Origin of the sequence: Corynebacterium sp. HMSC28B08 (genome assembly GCF_001806865.1) — a bacterium.
Classification (GTDB): domain Bacteria; phylum Actinomycetota; class Actinomycetes; order Mycobacteriales; family Mycobacteriaceae; genus Corynebacterium; species Corynebacterium auriscanis.
Genome location: NZ_KV786158.1, coordinates 20,201 through 35,195, shown reverse-complemented (window position 1 = coordinate 35,195; position 14,995 = coordinate 20,201). Strand labels below are relative to the sequence as shown.

12 protein-coding genes are annotated in these 14,995 nt (G+C 60.2%); 8 read left to right on the top strand and 4 right to left on the bottom strand.

Features of this window, described 5'->3' with window-relative positions; translation table 11 throughout:
* Positions 1-27: 27 nt before the first annotated feature.
* From gatA to HMPREF3098_RS02220, 3 genes are all read left to right on the top strand, one after another.
* The gene (gene gatA / locus HMPREF3098_RS02230) at positions 28-1,545 is read left to right on the top strand and encodes an Asp-tRNA(Asn)/Glu-tRNA(Gln) amidotransferase subunit GatA (protein WP_070433827.1); all 1,518 of its coding nucleotides are present in this window, start codon (positions 28-30) and stop codon (positions 1,543-1,545) included.
* An 89-nt stretch (positions 1,546-1,634) separates the two neighbouring features.
* Positions 1,635-2,309 carry an NUDIX domain-containing protein gene (locus tag HMPREF3098_RS02225; RefSeq protein ID WP_070433826.1) on the top strand — a complete coding sequence of 225 codons (675 nt, stop codon included), beginning with the start codon at positions 1,635-1,637 and terminating at the stop codon, positions 2,307-2,309.
* A gap of 153 nt (positions 2,310-2,462) precedes the next feature.
* Positions 2,463-3,491 carry an ATP-dependent 6-phosphofructokinase gene (locus tag HMPREF3098_RS02220; RefSeq protein WP_070433825.1) on the top strand — a complete coding sequence of 343 codons (1,029 nt, stop codon included), beginning with the start codon at positions 2,463-2,465 and terminating at the stop codon, positions 3,489-3,491.
* An 85-nt stretch (positions 3,492-3,576) separates the two neighbouring features.
* Here the strand turns inward: HMPREF3098_RS02220 and HMPREF3098_RS02215 are convergent, their stop codons facing one another.
* Positions 3,577-4,500: a DUF4261 domain-containing protein gene (locus tag HMPREF3098_RS02215; protein ID WP_083283955.1), complete on the bottom strand. Its 924-nt coding sequence runs from the start codon at positions 4,498-4,500 to the stop codon at positions 3,577-3,579.
* Positions 4,501-4,578: 78 nt separating this feature from the next.
* Here HMPREF3098_RS02215 and gatB point away from each other — a divergent pair, with 78 nt between their 5' ends.
* Entirely contained in the window at positions 4,579-6,096 is a 1,518-nt protein-coding gene (gene gatB, locus HMPREF3098_RS02210; protein WP_210385920.1) for an Asp-tRNA(Asn)/Glu-tRNA(Gln) amidotransferase subunit GatB, read from the top strand.
* A gap of 229 nt (positions 6,097-6,325) precedes the next feature.
* On the opposite strand, the gene HMPREF3098_RS02205 is transcribed toward gatB, so the two are convergent.
* The 3 genes from HMPREF3098_RS02205 to HMPREF3098_RS02195 are packed head-to-tail and all read right to left on the bottom strand — an operon-like array spanning position 6,326 to position 9,419.
* Positions 6,326-7,615 (bottom strand): glycosyltransferase, encoded by a 1,290-nt coding sequence (locus HMPREF3098_RS02205; protein WP_083283952.1) that lies wholly within the window; start codon positions 7,613-7,615, stop codon positions 6,326-6,328.
* A complete protein-coding gene (locus tag HMPREF3098_RS02200; RefSeq protein ID WP_070433822.1) occupies positions 7,615-8,538 on the bottom strand; it encodes a glycosyltransferase family protein in 924 nt (307 codons plus the stop codon). The genes HMPREF3098_RS02205 and HMPREF3098_RS02200 overlap by 1 nt, the downstream gene beginning before the upstream one ends.
* Entirely contained in the window at positions 8,535-9,419 is an 885-nt protein-coding gene (locus tag HMPREF3098_RS02195; RefSeq protein ID WP_070433821.1) for a WcbI family polysaccharide biosynthesis putative acetyltransferase, read from the bottom strand. Before HMPREF3098_RS02195 ends, HMPREF3098_RS02200 begins: the two co-directional genes overlap by 4 nt.
* Positions 9,420-9,616: 197 nt before the next feature.
* Between HMPREF3098_RS02195 and HMPREF3098_RS02190 the strand changes: the two genes are divergently transcribed.
* The 4 genes from HMPREF3098_RS02190 to HMPREF3098_RS02175 all read left to right on the top strand — a co-directional run bounded on the left by HMPREF3098_RS02190 (position 9,617) and on the right by HMPREF3098_RS02175 (position 14,862).
* Positions 9,617-10,651, top strand: coding sequence for a glycosyltransferase (locus HMPREF3098_RS02190; RefSeq protein WP_070433820.1), 1,035 nt, complete (start codon positions 9,617-9,619; stop codon positions 10,649-10,651).
* Positions 10,648-11,751, top strand: a complete 1,104-nt coding sequence (locus HMPREF3098_RS02185) for a glycosyltransferase (RefSeq protein WP_141739641.1) — start codon at positions 10,648-10,650, stop codon at positions 11,749-11,751. Before HMPREF3098_RS02190 ends, HMPREF3098_RS02185 begins: the two co-directional genes overlap by 4 nt.
* A complete protein-coding gene (locus HMPREF3098_RS10895) occupies positions 11,748-13,589 on the top strand; it encodes a glycosyltransferase (RefSeq protein ID WP_246815815.1) in 1,842 nt (613 codons plus the stop codon). The genes HMPREF3098_RS02185 and HMPREF3098_RS10895 overlap by 4 nt, the downstream gene beginning before the upstream one ends.
* A gap of 79 nt (positions 13,590-13,668) precedes the next feature.
* Positions 13,669-14,862, top strand: a complete 1,194-nt coding sequence (locus tag HMPREF3098_RS02175; protein ID WP_246815814.1) for a DoxX family protein — start codon at positions 13,669-13,671, stop codon at positions 14,860-14,862.
* The last annotated feature ends 133 nt before the right edge of the window (positions 14,863-14,995 follow it).

Below are 14,995 nucleotides of genomic sequence, written 5' to 3'. Positions count from 1 at the left end.
ATAACTGATTCCCACAGGATGGCACCAATGACCGATAATTCTTCCGCGTCCTCCAAGTACGTCGTTGCCGAGCGCAATGATTCTGATTTCACCACGTGGAGCGCCGCCGATCTGGCCCAGAAGATTCATTCTCGCGACATTTCCGCTGTCGAGGTAACGCAGGCGCACCTCGATCGCATTCAAGACCTTGATGGTGATATCAACGCCTTTCTCCACGTTGGCACCGATAGTGCCCTGGCGGCGGCGGCCACTGTCGATGACGCGCTAGCAGCTGGTGATCAGCCGACGTCCAAGCTGGCTGGCGTGCCACTGGCGCTGAAGGATGTTTTCACTACGACCGATGCTCCCACGACCTGCGCATCTAAGATGCTCGAGGGCTACATGAGCCCTTACGATGCCACCGTTACGCTGCGTCTGCGCGCCGCTGGCATCCCGATCCTTGGCAAGACGAACATGGATGAGTTCGCCATGGGTTCTTCCACGGAGAATTCCGCTTACGGGCCAACGAAGAATCCGTATGACTTGGATCGCACTCCAGGCGGATCTGGCGGTGGTTCTTCTGCCGCCCTTGCCGCGGGTATGGCTCCGCTAGCCATCGGTACGGATACCGGTGGTTCTATCCGCCAACCTGCTGCACTGACCAACACCGTCGGCGTGAAGCCCACTTACGGCACCGTGTCCCGCTACGGCCTAGTAGCGTGTGCGTCCTCTTTGGACCAGGGCGGCCCAACTGCACGCACCGTGTTGGATACCGCTTTGCTGCACGAGGTTATCGCGGGTCACGATGCCAACGATGCCACCTCTTCTTCCCGCCCTGTGGCACCTGTTGTCGACGCCGCCACGGCTGGCGCGAACGGCGACCTCAGTGGGGTCAAGTTGGGCGTGGTCAAGCAATTCGAGCGTCCCGAGGCATTCCAGCAGGGCGTGCTGGATGCGTACCACGCCAACTTGGAACAACTGAAGTCCCAAGGCGCGGAGTTGGTGGAGGTCGATTGCCCGAATTTCGATCACGCCATGAACGCCTACTACTTGATCCTGCCGTGCGAGGTTTCCTCCAACCTCGCCCGTTTCGACGGGATGCGGTATGGCAAGCGCAAGGGTGATGACGGTACCAACAGCGCTGACCAAGTCATGAGCTTGACGCGCGCAGAGGGCTTTGGTGACGAAGTGAAGCGCCGTATCATGCTGGGAACATATGCCCTGTCCGTCGGTTACTACGACGCTTACTACCTGCAGGCCCAGCGCGTGCGTAACCTCATCGCGCAGGATTTTGCCGCTGCCTTCGACAAGGTGGATGCGATTGTTTCCCCGGTAACCCCAACCACTGCATTCAAGTTGGGCGAGAAAGTCGATGACCCATTGGCTATGTACATGTTCGACTTGTTCACGCTGCCCCTGAACCTTGCCGGTGTGTGCGGAATGAGCGTGCCCGGTGGCTTTGCAGCGGACACCAATCTGCCAACCGGCTTGCAGATCATGGCCGGCGCGCACCGGGACGACAACTTGTACCGGGTGGGCGCAGCCTTTGAGGCTGGGCGCAAGTAATAAAGCGCACGAGTAGCATCGCGAGTATGACGCGAGGCTTGTGAGATTCCACCACAAGACCGTATTTCAACGGTGTGAGGAGCGAGACCATGACGGGTGACGGCTGGGCTGTAGGAACAGACGGGTCCCGGCGATGGGGCACGCTGGGCGCCGCTGGGTTGATGCTGCTCACTTCGGCGGGGGAGGTCCTCATGCAACACCGCGCCAAGTGGACTAATCGCGGTGGCACCTGGGCCTTGCCGGGTGGGGCGATTGATACGGGAGAATCGTGTGCGGAAGCCGCGCTGCGGGAAACTTGGGAAGAAATCGGAGTTCTACCCGAATTGGTTACGCTGCGTGGGGAACTGGTGACCTCACGTATCGAGCTGAGTCACGTTCTCACACGCCAGCCGCTGGCCTCCGAGGATATGGAGTTAGTGGAGAGTTTCCGTGATGAGGTCGAGGGTATCGGGGATCCACGAGACCCCCGCGTCCAGGAACTGATGAACGACAACCGGATAGAACACCCCGACCACGGAGGTCACTTGGTGTTTGGTTTGGGCGGTCGTTTTTGGTGGGAGATTCCGGATGGCTCGGTGAGCGAGTGGTGCTATACCGTCGTTCTGGGTACCTGTGACACTGCGCTGGAATTGAATCCAACGGCAGAGTCGACGGACCTGAAATGGCAGCCCCTCGATGAACTCGAGCAACTGGACCTCATGCCAGAGTTCTCCCACAGCTTGCCCACGTTACGCGAGAAGATCGGTGAGTTGGGGCTGCGCTAGTTCAGGCGGGTCAGTGTGAAGTCGAATCGCATTGAGTGTGGCCGATCTCTACACCGCACGGTAGCTTTTGGGTGTACGCAAACCAGCCCCGCCTGACCCGCGCGTGTGCCCTTGCGCAGCGAGTGTCGGAGCCGATCGCTACAATCAGGCACTATGCGTATTGCGACCCTCACCAGTGGTGGTGACTGCCCCGGACTTAATGCCGTTATCCGCGCCGTCGTGCGCACGGCTGCTCAAGAAGGATCCACAGTCGTGGGCTTTGAAGATGGCTGGCAAGGCCTGCTGGAAGATCGTCGCGTGCAGTTATACGACGATGCGTTTATCGATCGGATCCTGCGACAGGGTGGCACCATCTTGGGCACCGGTCGTCTGCACCCTGATGACTTTATGGCAGGTATCGATCGGGTTAAGGAGAACTTGGCCGACGCCCACATTGATGCCTTGATCGCGATTGGCGGGGAAGGAACCCTCAAGGGGGCAAAGTTTTTGCACGAGCATGGCGTTCCGGTTGTGGGCGTGCCAAAGACTATCGACAACGACGTTGACGGCACCGACTACACTTTCGGCTTCGATACCGCGGTCGCCGTAGCTACGGATGCTATTGACCGGTTGCACACCACCGCTGAATCCCACAACCGTGTGATGATCGTGGAGGTCATGGGCCGCCACGTTGGCTGGATTGCAATGCACGCGGGCATGGCTGGTGGTGCTCATGAGATCCTCATTCCAGAAGTCCCGTTCGATATCGACGAAGTATGCAAGCGCATGGCTCGCCGTTTCCAGCTGGGGGAGAAGTACGGAATTATTGTGGTCGCTGAAGGGGCGCTGCCAAAGGAAGGCACGCTGGATGTCGGTGAGCGCGAGGTTGACCAGTTTGGTCATGAGAAGTTTGATGACATCTCTGGTCTCATCGCCAAGGAATTGGAAAACCGGCTCGATACGGATGTGCGCACGACGGTGCTGGGGCACATTCAGCGCGGTGGTACTCCCACCGCTTTCGACCGTGTTTTGGCCACTCGGTTTGGTGTGAACGCCACCCAGGCTTGTTTGGCGGGAGACTTCGGCAAGGTCGTGGCGCTCAACGCGTCCCACATTGAATTGATCACCTTTGAGCAAGCTGTGGGCCAACTCAAGGAGGTTCCACTGAAGTTCTACGAAACGGCGCAGGCGCTGTTCGGCTAGGCGTCGAATCAAAAGAAATTGGTGACGGCCTGCGCTTTTGTACGGCCCGCAATGCCTGCGCTACGTCCGCTGCCTGCGCCGCGCGTTACGCCTCGGTGATTTGCAACTCCAAGCAGGCGACGTCGGCGAAGTAGGGGTGGGTTCCCTCAGAGACACACAGGATCTGATCATCGGCGAATCCCAATGTGTCCTCGGGGCGCAAGACGGCGCCGTTCAGGATGTAGTTGGCAAGGTTCATGAGCTTGGCGTAGAGCTCCTCGGGTGGAATGGGAGAGTCCACGAATATCAACTCGGGGTGCCCCAAGGGTGCTAAGCCGCACGTGTATGCATTACTACCGCCGTTTTCCGACTGCACGATCCACACCGAAACCAAGGCCTCTTCCACTCGGCCCTCTTGAACGAAGCCACGGTAGTAACCCGCATTGAACGTGACCTCAGCCAGGGTGGAGTGCACCAGCAACGCGCCATCGACGGCAGCTACGGCTTCAGTCACAGCGGCGTGGGTGAAAGCACTGTTCATCCGTGGTTCGATGAGTTGCTTGTTCAGCTGCATTCGACCCTCGCTGGGAAGGAGGGCGACCACAACCTGGGCTGTGACGTTATCGGCGGCGCTTTCCTCGCCCGACAAAACGGGGTGGTAGCGCATGTGGAAGTACTCACCGTCAGGCACCGCCTCGACGGTGGTGACGTGAATGAGGTGATCACCCCATACTTCCACCGCCACCGAGTTTGTTTCGGGGTTGATCTGGAATTCACCGAGTTCGTTTTCGAACTGTTGTTGCAGCTGCTCAACGATCTCCTCGGGACCGGGCGTGCGATCGAATAGCACAATGTTCACAAGAGGTGCTGAAACTGTACGGATATCCAGAATGTGCGGGGTGCCTTCTGGATGGGAAGTGTGCTCCTCCTGTGCGGGAATCGGTGCAGATTGTGCCGGTGTTTGTTCCTGCGAGGTGCGAGATGCGCGAGATTTGCGTCCGAACATGAAGGTTCTTTCCGTCGATGACATGTGGGGCCACCAACCTTACCGAGGCTCAGCCATGGCCGTTGCCGAATAAAGAATTTCCGTCGTACTAAGATGGTCACCATGACTGCGCCTGTGTATGACTACTCCGATGATGTAATGGATTTCGATGAAGTGCTGGAGCGCTTCGACCCGGTTATGGGTATGGAAGTCCACGTCGAGCTGTCCACCAAGACGAAGATGTTCTCCACCTCCTCGGCGGAATTCGGCGATGCACCGAACACCAACGTGGATCCCTGTAGCTTAGGGCTGCCCGGCGCGTTGCCCGTGGTGAACAAGCAGGGTGTGGAATGGGCCATCAAGATTGGCCTGGCGCTGAACTGTGAGATCGCACCTTACTCCCGCTTTGCGCGAAAGAATTACTTCTACCCAGACCAGCCGAAGAACTACCAGATCTCGCAGTACGATGAGCCAATTGCGCACGACGGCTACCTGGATGTCGTGTTGGAAGATGGCACCGAGTGGCGCGTAGAGATCGAGCGTGCGCACATGGAGGAAGATACCGGCAAGCTGACCCACCTGGGTGGCGAGCGAGGTCGCATCCACGGCGCTACGTCCTCCCTCGTTGACTGCAACCGTGCCGGCGTGCCGCTCATTGAGATCGTGACCAAGCCGATCGAGGGGGCGGGAAAGCGCGCACCGGAGGTAGCGAAGGCTTATGTTTCCGCACTGCGGGATCTAGTGAAGGCCCTCGGCGTCTCGGATGCGCGTATGGATCAGGGATCGATGCGTGTGGATTCCAACCTGTCGCTCATGCAGAAAGGCGCCACGGAGTACGGCACCCGTACCGAGACTAAGAACATCAACTCCCTGAAATCCGTGGAGCAGGCTGTGCGCTTCGAGATGCAGCGCCAAGCAGCGTGCCTAGTCAACGGTGTGGAGATTGTGCAGGAAACCCGCCACTACCAGGAACTTGATGGCACGACCTCTAAGGGTCGCCCGAAGGAGACGATGGCGGACTACCGTTACTTCAACGATCCTGACCTGCCACCGGTTCTGGCCCCCGCGGAGTGGGTCGAGGAAATCCGCGCTACGTTGCCGGAGATGCCATGGATTCGCCGGGCGCGTATCCAGGAAGAGTGGCAGCTTAAGGATGAGGAAATGCGGGACCTGGTCAACGCCGGTGCGTTGGACCTCATTGTGGATACCGTGGAAGCGGGCGCGAAGCCTGCCGAGGCGCGTTCCTGGTGGGTCTCCTACCTGGCGCAGAAGGCCAACGAACAGGGGGTGGAGCTGGAAGCTCTGCACATCACCCCACAGCAGGTGGCGCGCGTGGCTGCTTTGGTATCCGAAGGCAAGCTGACCAATAAGCTGGCTCGCCAGGCAGTTGACGGCGTGCTGGCTGGCGAAGGCGATGTTGACGAGGTCGTTAAGGACCGTGGTCTAGAGGTCGTCCGTGACGACGGTGCTATCGAAGCCGCGGTTGACGAGGCTTTGGCCGCGAACCCCGACATCGTGGAAAAGTACAAGGCTGGCAACAAGAAGGTCACCGGCGCGATCGTCGGCGCCGTCATGAAGGCCACTAAGGGCAAAGCTGACCCGGCACAGGTTAACCAGCTGATTGCAAGGAAGCTGCAGTAACCCAGCACTAGCTCCCTTCGCACAAGAGGTTGCGCGCGCTGTGCTTTGTGTGTCGCACCTGCCGCGCGATGACGCTCACTGGACGATTACCGCGCAACGCTGGCTGCACGGTGCCCAACTTGGGTTGCGCTAGCTGCGCCGGCTGTGCCTCGTGTGTCGCACCCGCCGCGCGATGACCCTTACTGGACGCTTACCGCGTGGCGGGGTGAACGTGTTGCGGTTAAGTATGTCACCACCCAGCAAACAAACGCTCGAGCTGTTGGGGGCCTCCCACCGGCCGCAATCCAGCCTGCTCGGGCGTTGTGTGCTGTACTGCCAACTCCAGTGCAACCCCACGCGCAGTGGTGATGTCGGACCCATCGGGTAGCTGCACCATCCGATCCGTCACAGCCGCATAGAACGTCTCTAAATTCTCCAACGCTAGCGGCTCGGCCAATCGGACCTGGATCCGCGAATCTGGCGCCTCCGTGGCTCTCTTCTTGCCGGCGCGGCCCTGGCCCTCATGGCCATCCAATTGCCGTACTCGTGGATCGGCCGCAAACAGCGCGGGCACCTCCCCATCCATATACACCTGCACATCTGCCTGCAGCCAGCTTGCGATCACGGCCTCCGAAACTCCGGGGCGTTGCCAAGCGGTTGCGGTGGTGGGGGTTTTTTCTTTTGGTAGGACGACGCCAATGTCAGCCACTTCGAACAACCCGAACTGCGGACGGCACATGGGATGGGTGATGCGTGTGGCCAGTGCGGTCGTTTCGAAGTTTTTTCGACGAATGGTTTCGTCGGGGTCGCCGAAGCGCTGTCCAAAGTCGTCCTGCGGGTGAATAGCAATAGCGGCCGGTTCGTGGACGAACTGCGCACCATGATTCCAAGCGCGCCACGCGAACTCCCAGTCCTCACCGCCGTAGCGGACCAGGGTGGCGTCAAACCCCGAAAGAAAAGTGAAAAAAGACCGCGAGCACACCATGGCGGCGGAGATGATGAAACGCCACGAGGTATCGTCAGCGGCGCGGAGGTGGTCCGTGTGGTGCCATGCGTGGCGCAGCCATTCGGGTTCTTCGGCGCTGGGGCCGGTGAGTCGGCTGCCGACGACGAGCGCGCGGGGATTCGCGGTGATGTGTGGGACGGCGGCGCGGAGGAACCCGGGTTCGGGGCATGTGTCACCGTCGAAAAACGCCAGCACCTCACCGGTGGCTCGAGTGGCGCCGAGGTTGCGGGCGGCAGCTGCGCGGAAACCCTGATCGGGTTGCCAGACGACGGTGGCTCCCAGCCGGTGCAAGGTCGGCTGGAGCTGAGGATCTTCGTGTGCCGGAGGAGTGGAACCATCATCAGCAATGATGATCTGCACCGGACCGGGGTAGTCCTGGTTTACGACTGCGGTGAGGACCCGCAGCAGCTGGTCGGGGGCGTTGTAATAGGGGATAATCACGCTGACTGCGTGAAACGCGGAGCGGGCGTTGCCCGGTTGAGGTGAGGGGTGGGGGTCGGTAGGGCACCAGTGATCGGTATTGCTTGGATTCATTACATCAATCCCGCCTTACACCACTGCTCTTGCCACTGCCGCGCGACACGATCCCAACCGTAGTCCGGCGGGTCGATGTGCTCTGGTGTGAAGTTCTCGATGGCCGCGCGCAGCTGACCTGGGCGCACCAGCGTAATACGCCCAGGTAACCACTCGGCGATTTCGCGCGTGTATGGGGAATCGCTAGCCAGTACTGTGCGGCCGGCTCCCAGCCACGTCATGAGCGAGCCCGAGGCCGAATAGTGCCTGTGCGCGCACACGGGAACCGCAATCTTCCCGGCTTCCAAGGCGAGCTCCGCATCGGAGAGCCACCCAGTGATCTCCGCGTGTGCGGTGAGAGCCTCTGCCCAATCCTCGTGACCGGCAGAGACACCACCAAGAAAGCGCAGGTTGTAATCCGACCCAACCAACGCGGCGATCACGTCCTCGTGGCCCTTGCCAGGGTAAATGAATCCAAGGACTCCGACTGTGCCCGGTTGCGGCTGGTATGGAGAATCAACACGGGGGATAGGCAGGCGAATGACAACCGGGGTGGTGGGGGTGCCACGGAAGAAGGCACCCTCGCTGTGGGAGTTGACCACCGTCAGCGTTGCCGCTGCGGCGAGTTTTTCATAGGCCGGGCGGCGACGTTCAAACCGTTCGTGCCCCTCCTGGGCCTGCGGTATGTCGTGCAAGGACAGCGAAAAAGGTCGGCCGGCCACGCAGCGCAAAACGTTCTCAGCGGCCTCGGCGGGAGAAGAACCGAAAAGGTGGTCCGTGAAAGTGACATGGATGGGTTCGTCGGAGTCTGCGTTTAAATTGTCAGGCGCGTGAGCATCGCCAAACGTCGTCTCGCGGATCACATCCGCACCTACCGCAGTGGCGAGCTGTTGCGCGTACACGGTCACGCCGTGACCCTCGGGGCCCACTACTAGGTGTTTCATGCCAGTAATCCCAGGTTTTCAATCCGATCAGCATGCCGTTGCAATCCGTGGGCGACCAACCGCGGGCGCTGACGATAAAACTCCAATTGTTCCCGCACGATCTGCTCTTCGTCGAGTACACCGCCATTTCGTGTCTTCCACGATTCTCGTCCCGCAACTGCGGTTGGGTCGACGCCCAACGCATCCACCGATTCGGGCTCAATTGGGGCGTCGAGTTCCCCTAGCATTTCGCAATCCGGAGCAGTGATCGATTCGGTGGGTAGACCCAATGTGCGCAATACTCCGCGGGCCAGTACGCAGAGGGTTTCATTGTTGGGATGGTTGACGGTGTGCCACACGGGATTAGTTTCGAGGAAGTTCGATATGACTACCGTATTGTGGCGCTTTTCGCGATTGCGAATCTGCTGTACCGACATTGCAGCGGCGCGGCGCAGGGCCGCAGGGGTCACGGCGCGGCCGAGCACATTGGCTGCCCCAGCTGCTACCGATTCCCCGCTGGACGCAGCTGCCGCCACCAATATGCGCAGGTCGTGATAGGGAACCACGGGCGGGTTTAGTGAGCTGTCATCGGGATCGCGAATAATGGCTTGATACGGCATCAGGCCATCAAAACGCAGCACGGGCACAACCACTTGCTGCGCGTGCGGGGGTGCGGTGGCGAATGCCTGCGCGGTGCCTACGGGCAGTCCGCGGTAATCGTCACGGATGGGTTGGGCGACCACAACATCGGAGCGCTTCAACAGTTCTCCAAACCAAGGCATGTCTGCTGTGGTCAATTCGTGCACGGGAGGGATGCGGTGCGATTCAAAATGGCCCGTGCCCATCAGGAGTTTGCGTAGCGATTCTGCTTGGCAGTTTCCGATGACGGTGAGGGTAGGCATGGGTTCCAATCTAACCACAAGCCGACAGACACACGACGGGGATGAGCGTTAACTACAATCCCGGCTTGCAACGTTTTCGTACACCGCACAGGCAATCTGCAAATAATCCGGAACTTAAGTAAATTGGAATTCTCGTGAAGTATTTTCGGTGCCGTCGCGTGCCGATCGTGGTCTATTCCCGATAAGGGGCGTGAAGAGTGAAGCGTAGTGTACGGGTGCTATCCATCCCCGCCCAGCATCCATACACTCAGGCCATCAAACCAGCTAACGCGGTCTACTTTCCCGATCCCGATATCAATGGAAACTGGTGGCCGCATCCCGCTCTGGAGGCCAACTTCTGGTCGAACGCACCGACTGAGGAGGAGCCCGCAGCGGAGGGGGGCTTCGGTACGGCTTTCTCGCACCTGCAGTATTCGCTAGGGGGCATCGATCTGGTGCATCTGCATTTCGGTTTCGAGCACCGCACCCCCCAACAGATCCAGGAATTTGTTGATGCATTGCCCGTCCCACTTGTGGTGACTGTGCATGACCTCGACAACCCGCATCTGGTCACGGCCGCCCAACAGCAGGAACACCATGAGCGCCTGCGTATCCTCATCCGTGCCGCTGCCAGTGTGATCACGTTGACCCAGCCGGCTGCCCAGCGGCTGCGCGAAGAGTTTTCCGCCCAGCACGTGGACGTGGTTCCGCACCCTGCAATCACCCGGGATATCCCCAATCCGCCCCGCGATCCAGTCGCTGGGGTGTTCCTGAAATCGCTGCGCAATAATGTCATCTCCGACCCCAGCTTTTACCTCGCCATCGCAGCCGAAACTCCGTTGCGGGTCTTTATTCACTCCGACGCCCCCACGCGGCCCCTTCGAGAAGCCCTCACTGGGAAGGTTGATCTGCGCGTCCACGCCCCGTTCAGCGATGACGAGCTACACCGAGAAGTCGCATCGGTCACGACTTGCCTGTTGCCATACGTCCGGGGAACCCATTCCGGTTGGCTGGAAATGTGCCGTGACGTGGGCACCACCGTTGTGGCTCCCGACGTTGGGTGCTACGAAGGTCAAGCCGATAGCCCGGGCACGGTTCGGGTCTATGACGCAGGGGACGCTCACGCGGCCGCCGACGCGCTGAACAGGCAATTAGAACGCGGTACTGTGCCGTACCGCGGCAACCGGGACCGACAGCTTCATGCTATTCACGGTTTCCACGAACGACTCTACGAAAGGTTGGTCACGCCATGACTTCCACATTGCCCTTGCGCAGAGCAAGTGACCACCTGCGCCCGTTGCGTATCGCGTTCGTGGCCCCATCGCGCTATCCCATCAAGGAACCGTATGCCGGAGGGCTGGAAGCATTCTGCGGCACGATGGTCCGAGCCCTTCGGGAACAGGGCCACCAGGTTGATATGTATGCGGCCGTCGGTTCGCAAGGCCATCAGCTAGACATTCAACTACCCGGTGTGGATTGGGGTGATGCTCCCGAAAATGCCGTCGATACCGAATACCCGGCCGGAGAACGTGAAAAGGAAGACTGCGCCTTCATCGCCCTGCGCAACCACTTGGTCGACCAAGATTACGATGTCGTGCACAACAATTCGCTGAATGCGTGGATGTTTCCTTCTGCTCAGTCTCAGGAACATCTACCGATGGTCACCACCTTGCACACCCCTCAGCTCCCGGAGATGCAAGAGGCCATCACGAACGCCGGTCGCGCCAGCGGCGCATTCGCGGCTGTGAGCCACACCACGGGTGCGGACTGGATCACCCCCACTCCGGTCGAGGTGGTTCCCAACGGCGTGAATGTGCGCCAGTGGGCGCTGGGTCCCGGCGGGAAATCGGCAGTGTGGTTTGGCCGCTTGGTTCCAGAAAAAGGGGCACACCTGGCAATCGATGCGTGCCGCGAGCGTCAGCTCCCCCTCATTCTGGCTGGTCGTAAGGGTGACCATGCGTATTTCAAGGAGGAAATCGCTCCGCGATTGAAGTACCCGGAGGTCCGGTGGATTGGGGAATTGCCCCATGACAAGTTACGCCAGTTGGTCGGTAACTGTGCATTGACCGTGGTCACACCCCGCTGGGAGGAACCCTTCGGATTGGTTGCATTCGAATCCATGGCGTGTGGCACACCCGTTGCGGCGTTCGCCCGCGGGGGATTGGCTGAGCTCCTTGCGGAAGCACCCGCATGCCTGGCGGCATCGGATTCAGTTCCGGCACTGGCGGATGCCATCGATCGCGCCCGCACATTTGATCGGCGCAAGGTTCGCAACTGGGTGGTAGCCCGTCACTCCCTGACGCAAACGGCTCAGCGATACATTCAGCTGTACCGGGAGGTTATGGTGCGATGATTTCACCCATGCCTTCCGCCTCGCCCCACGATGATGGTGCGACGACTGCGCCGTGCATTGGGATTTACGCCCACCACCACGGATCCGGGCACCTGCACCGATGCCGCGAAATTGCTCGCCAACTGCGTCAACGTGGTTTTGCGGTGACTGTATTTTCTAGCGCGGTCGGCGCGGACATCACACTCCCCGACGATTCCCCCACAGACGGCCAGGTTCCCTCCTGGCGCGCGACGACGGCCGCAGGCACGGTCCACTACGCACCTCCGCAGAACGCTGGCCTGCAGCAACGGTTTGCCCGCCTCGCGCAGTGGATCGCGGAACACAAACCGGCGGCGTTCTACGTTGATGTTTCCGCGGAAGTCGTATCCTTCGTGCGTCTTATGGGCATTCCTGTGGCCACTATTGCCATGCCCGGCGTGCGCGATGACCAACCCCATCAGACCGCCTACGCTCAGGCTGATGCCATTATCGCTGCCTGGCCACACTGGGTCCCACTGCCTTTTTATTTGACGCCCCACGCTTCCCGCTTCCACGCTATCGGTGGGATCTCTCGGCTTGAACCCATCAACGCGGTTACGCACCATCCCAGGCGCGTGGTAGTCATGACCGGCGAGGGCGGTTCTACCTGGGACCCTGCGGACTGGGCCCAGGTGCAGAGCGCGTGCCCCGACTGGGAGTTCATCCACTTGAGCGGGCGCAACCGTGTTGCAGATCCCAGTGAGCTACTGGCAGGGGCAGCGGTCGCGGTGATTGCGGGCGGCCAGAATTCCATCGCGGACCTCGCAGTTCTGGGTACCCCAGCCATCGTGTTGCCACAACCCCGCCCATTCGCGGAACAAAACGTGACGGCCAAGGTGCTCGCCACAGCGGGCCTAGCAACGGTCATGGAAGAGTTTCCCGCTGCGAACGAATGGCCTGCAATCTTGGAAGAAGCTGCCAATTCTACGCCACGGTGGGAACGGTGGGAGACCGACGGAGCAGCTGGCCGCGCAGCTGACATCATTGCGAATGTGGCACACCCTGCAGTGCGGGATGAATCCGCAGCAGAACCGCGGACGGTGGTCCTCACTTTGACCGACCATCAGCGCGTCCATCACGTGCAAAACCAGGTGAATCTACTGCCCCTCGGGGTGGATCACATCACCATCGCACTTTCTGACGTTGAGCGAGTGCGACGAGCACTACCAACCTCGACGGTGGTAGCCGCTCCGAGCGATAATCTCGCTGCTGCGCGAAACTGTGGAGCACGCCAGGCAATCAAACGGGGTGCCCGCCGATTGATTTTCTTGGATGCGGACTGCGTGGCGTCGAACCAATTAATAAGCAGCTACCAGCAAGCCCTACAGCGAAAGCCCCACGCCGTGGTGGCCGGGCCAGTGACGTACATGAAACCGGGAGAGCTGCGGACCACTAACCCCCAGCCACATCCCGCGCGGCCGAACCCCCAAGTAGGTGAACTGGTGAAGGCAGATAACTACGACCTGTTCTGGTCACTGTCGTTTGCACTAGAGGCAGCAACATGGGAACGCATCGTCGATAGTTTTGGTGGATTCGATGAGGGATATCAAGGGTACGGTGGTGAAGATACAGATTTTGCTTCCAACCTGCAGAAACACAACATCGAACTGTGGTGGGTCGGGGGAGCACACGCCTTTCACCAGTGGCATCCCGTTTCTTCGCCACCGTGGGAGCATGTAGAGGACATTGTGACCAATGCCACCTATTTCCACAACAAGTGGGGGCGCTGGCCGATGGAGGGTTGGTTACGCGAGTTTGCTGAGGCCGGGGCGGTGGAGTTTACCGGTGGTCGGTGGCACCGTACGAAGTGCGACGATTAACCGTTTTCTGTGAGGAAGGCGGATTACGCGCCGGGAAACGTCCCCAATATTGTGCACTTCACGTTCTAAGATGGGCGATGTGACTGATGAGACTAAGCGCAACCGCAACCGAAAGACCGATCCGGGTGTAGCGAAGCCCGCCGGCCGCATGGCAGCGGACGACCTCTTCGCAGATGACACCGCAGATATCGACGTTCCTGTGTACCGCAGGGATCGCAAAGAAGGTGCCGTAGAGGGGGGCGCCGTGCCTAAGCCTCGTCGTGATATCTACGACGTGTTGGGGCGCGCGCGTCCACAGCGGATTACACCACCTACCGCGGAGTCGAAGTCGAGCGATCAACCCGCGCCGAATGCTCAACCTGTGCTGAATGCTGAGCCCGCGCCGAATGCTCAACCCGAGAGGCGGACGGAGGAGCCTGCGACCCTAGCGTCCGGGGCAGATGAGCAGCCTACGACTGTCATCCCCACGGCGGGCCGTGGCCAAGATAGCGGGAGCCGTGGCCACAACAGCGCGGGCAAGGGGACCGCGAAGGCAGTTGGTGTTGGTGCAGGCCCAGCTGGTCAATCTGCAACTACGCAACCCCAGGGTAGCGACGACACGGTGGTGTTCCCAGAAGCCAACGCTAACCCTCACCGGGGTGACGTGCATCCCGCTGAGAGCGCACTGGCGCCAGCTGAGCCGCAGGCAGCAGCAGCGGTGGGTACGGATGCCGCCGTTGTGGAAGGGGATCCAGCCACTGATGTGCATGTGCACGACAAGCGGGGCACCACCGGTTTCGGACTCTTCCTGTTGCGCCTCGTAGCCGGTGCGTTACTGCTGGTGTACGGACTGCAGACACTGTTTGCGTTCGGAGGAAACCCCGGCCTCAATGCCTTCGAAGGATTGCTGACCCAGTACAAGTACGCTGACCTCCTTGCCGTGGGTCTGTCCATTGGACAAGTGGCTGCGGGTGGCCTGTTGATTCTGGGGCTACTTACACCCGTGGGAGCGGCAGTGGGTGCGATCGTCAGCGCATTCATGGCGGGGCACTACATGGGTATGTCCGGTGGAAACCTGTGGCCCTATGCCTTAAGCCCACAAACCCAACTGTGGAGTCTGTTGGCGCTGATCTGCTTGGCTTTGATTTTCACGGGTCCGGGGCGGATCTCCGTGGACCGCAACCGGGGTTGGGCTCGCCGCCCGCTGGCCTCCGCCTGGATTTTCGCGATCATCGCCATCGGCGCAGCTGCGGCATTGTGGATCGTCGTCGGCGGTGGGAACCCGGCTCGTTAATGCAGAGGTTGTCTCGGCGTTCGCATATGCGAACGCACGCTGCGATTGAATAAGGAGAAGTCCCCCAGCTATCGGCTGGGGGCTTCTCCTTTGGTCAGATAATGCGAGAGCAGTGGAATGAGCGCGAACTCGG

What these genes read in the sequence shown, in the direction of transcription:
- gatA (WP_070433827.1), top strand. Translation starts at nt 28, where the DNA reads ATGACCGATAATTCTTCCGCGTCCTCCAAGTACGTCGTTGCCGAGCGC.
- HMPREF3098_RS02225 (WP_070433826.1), top strand. Translation starts at nt 1,635, where the DNA reads ATGACGGGTGACGGCTGGGCTGTAGGAACAGACGGGTCCCGGCGATGG.
- HMPREF3098_RS02220 (WP_070433825.1), top strand. Translation starts at nt 2,463, where the DNA reads ATGCGTATTGCGACCCTCACCAGTGGTGGTGACTGCCCCGGACTTAAT.
- HMPREF3098_RS02215 (WP_083283955.1), bottom strand. Translation starts at nt 4,500, where the DNA reads ATGTCATCGACGGAAAGAACCTTCATGTTCGGACGCAAATCTCGCGCA.
- gatB (WP_210385920.1), top strand. Translation starts at nt 4,579, where the DNA reads ATGACTGCGCCTGTGTATGACTACTCCGATGATGTAATGGATTTCGAT.
- HMPREF3098_RS02205 (WP_083283952.1), bottom strand. Translation starts at nt 7,615, where the DNA reads ATGAATCCAAGCAATACCGATCACTGGTGCCCTACCGACCCCCACCCC.
- HMPREF3098_RS02200 (WP_070433822.1), bottom strand. Translation starts at nt 8,538, where the DNA reads ATGAAACACCTAGTAGTGGGCCCCGAGGGTCACGGCGTGACCGTGTAC.
- HMPREF3098_RS02195 (WP_070433821.1), bottom strand. Translation starts at nt 9,419, where the DNA reads ATGCCTACCCTCACCGTCATCGGAAACTGCCAAGCAGAATCGCTACGC.
- HMPREF3098_RS02185 (WP_141739641.1), top strand. Translation starts at nt 10,648, where the DNA reads ATGACTTCCACATTGCCCTTGCGCAGAGCAAGTGACCACCTGCGCCCG.
- HMPREF3098_RS10895 (WP_246815815.1), top strand. Translation starts at nt 11,748, where the DNA reads ATGATTTCACCCATGCCTTCCGCCTCGCCCCACGATGATGGTGCGACG.